The following is a 2753-nucleotide window of genomic DNA, read 5'->3' as shown; positions in this document are numbered from 1 at the left end:
ACCTTACTCACAGCTGTATACCTTCAAGACATTTTGGGGTTGTATGGTTAAGTGACTAAGCGTACACGGTGGATGCCTTGGCAGTCAGAGGCGATGAAGGACGTACTAACCTGCGAAAAGCTGTGGGAAGCCGGTAAGAGGCGTTAGACCCGCAGATATCCGAATGGGGAAACCCAACGCATTTATGCGTTATCGCTACATGAATACATAGTGTAGCGAGGCAAACCGGGAGAACTGAAACATCTAAGTACCCCGAGGAAAAGAAATCAACCGAGATTCCGTTAGTAGCGGCGAGCGAACGCGGAGTAGCCCTTAAGCTGTATTGGTGTTAGTGGAATACTCTGGAAAGAGTAGCGATACAGGGTGATAGCCCCGTACACGACAATGCCTTTACAGTGAAAACGAGTAGGACGGGACACGTGGTATCCTGTTTGAACATGGGGGGACCATCCTCCAAGGCTAAATACTCCTGACTGACCGATAGTGAACCAGTACCGTGAGGGAAAGGCGAAAAGAACCCCTGTAAGGGGAGTGAAATAGAACCTGAAACCGTGTACGTACAAGCAGTGGGAGCCCACTTGTTGGGTGACTGCGTACCTTTTGTATAATGGGTCAGCGACTTACATTCTGTAGCGAGGTTAACCGAATAGGGGAGCCGTAGGGAAACCGAGTCTTAACTGGGCGAACAGTTGCAGGGTGTAGACCCGAAACCGGGCGATCTATCCATGAGCAGGTTGAAGGTTGGGTAACACTAACTGGAGGACCGAACCCACTAATGTTGAAAAATTAGGGGATGACTTGTGGATCGGAGTGAAAGGCTAATCAAGCTCGGAGATATCTGGTTCTCCTCGAAAGCTATTTAGGTAGCGCCTCGGACGAATACCACTGGGGGTAGAGCACTGTTTGGGCTAGGGGGTCATCCCGACTTACCAACCCCATGCAAACTCCGAATACCAGTGAGTAATATCCGGGAGACACACGGCGGGTGCTAACGTCCGTCGTGAAAAGGGAAACAACCCAGACCGCCAGCTAAGGTCCCAAAGTAATGATTAAGTGGAAAACGATGTGGGAAGGCATAGACAGCTAGGAGGTTGGCTTAGAAGCAGCCACCCTTTAAAGAAAGCGTAATAGCTCACTAGTCGAGTCGGCCTGCGCGGAAGATGTAACGGGGCTAAATCATTCACCGAAGCTGCGGACTTGTGTGTATCACCAGAGACTATTTGATTAACGTTGACGTGCGAAGCACCCAACGGAAAAGCGTCCAACAACAGTCGATGTTGATGGATAAAGTAGTTTGTGGGATACACACAAGTGGTAGAGGAGCGTTCTGTAAGCCGTTGAAGGTAGACCGGGAGGTTTGCTGGAGGTATCAGAAGTGCGAATGCTGACATGAGTAACGATAAGGGGAGTGAAAAACTTCCCCGCCGAAAGACCAAGGGTTCCTATCCCATGCTAATCAGGGTAGGGTGAGTCGGCTCCTAAGGCGAGGCTGAAAAGCGTAGTCGATGGGAAACAGGTTAATATTCCTGTACCGGCCAATACTGCGATGGGGGGACGGAGAAAGCTAGGCAGGCGCGGCGTTGGTAGTCCGCGTGAAAGTAAGTAGGCTGATAGACTAGGAAAATCCGGTTTATTAAGGCTGAGATACGAGACGAGTGTCTAAGGACACGAAGCTGTTGACGCTATGCTTCCAGGAAAAGCCTCTAAGCTTCAGGTATTGGCGACCGTACCCTAAACCGACACAGGTGGTCAGGTAGAGCATACCAAGGCGCTTGAGAGAACTCGGCTGAAGGAACTAGGCAAAATAGTACCGTAACTTCGGGAGAAGGTACGCTCTTTGTTGTGAAGGACTTGCTCCGTAAGCAGCAGAGAGTCGCAGTGACCAGCTGGCTGCAACTGTTTATTAAAAACACAGCACTGTGCAAACTCGTAAGAGGACGTATACGGTGTGACACCTGCCCGGTGCCGGAAGGTTAATTGATGGGGTTAGCGCAAGCGAAGCTCTTGATCGAAGCCCCGGTAAACGGCGGCCGTAACTATAACGGTCCTAAGGTAGCGAAATTCCTTGTCGGGTAAGTTCCGACCTGCACGAATGGTGTAATGATGGCCAGGCTGTCTCCAGCCGAGACTCAGTGAAATTGAAATTGCGGTGAAGATGCCGTATACCCGCGGCTAGACGGAAAGACCCCGTGAACCTTTACTATAGCTTGGCACTGAACATTGACCCTACATGTGTAGGATAGGTGGGAGACTATGAAGTTGGAACGCTAGTTCTGATGGAGTCAACCTTGAAATACCACCCTTGTATGTTTGATGTTCTAACGTAGGCCCCTGAATCGGGGTTGCGGACAGTGTCTGGTGGGTAGTTTGACTGGGGCGGTCTCCTCCTAAAGAGTAACGGAGGAGCACGAAGGTTGGCTAAGTACGGTCGGACATCGTACGGTTAGTGTAATGGTAGAAGCCAGCTTAACTGCGAGACAGACACGTCGAGCAGGTACGAAAGTAGGTCATAGTGATCCGGTGGTTCTGTATGGAAGGGCCATCGCTCAACGGATAAAAGGTACTCCGGGGATAACAGGCTGATACCGCCCAAGAGTTCATATCGACGGCGGTGTTTGGCACCTCGATGTCGGCTCATCACATCCTGGGGCTGAAGTCGGTCCCAAGGGTATGGCTGTTCGCCATTTAAAGTGGTACGCGAGCTGGGTTTAGAACGTCGTGAGACAGTTCGGTCCCTATCTGCCGTGGGCGTT

General features: G+C 51.0%; 1 rRNA gene. It reads left to right on the top strand.

The window, feature by feature from the left end:
• Positions 1–45: 45 nt before the first annotated feature.
• Positions 46–2753: ribosomal RNA gene (locus tag VT06_RS16520) — 23S ribosomal RNA — on the top strand; the annotation flags it as partial.

The sequence above is a fragment of the Arsukibacterium sp. MJ3 genome (genome assembly GCF_000987765.1).
GTDB lineage: Bacteria > Pseudomonadota > Gammaproteobacteria > Enterobacterales > Alteromonadaceae > Alishewanella.
This window is presented reverse-complemented; position numbering and strand designations above follow the sequence as displayed.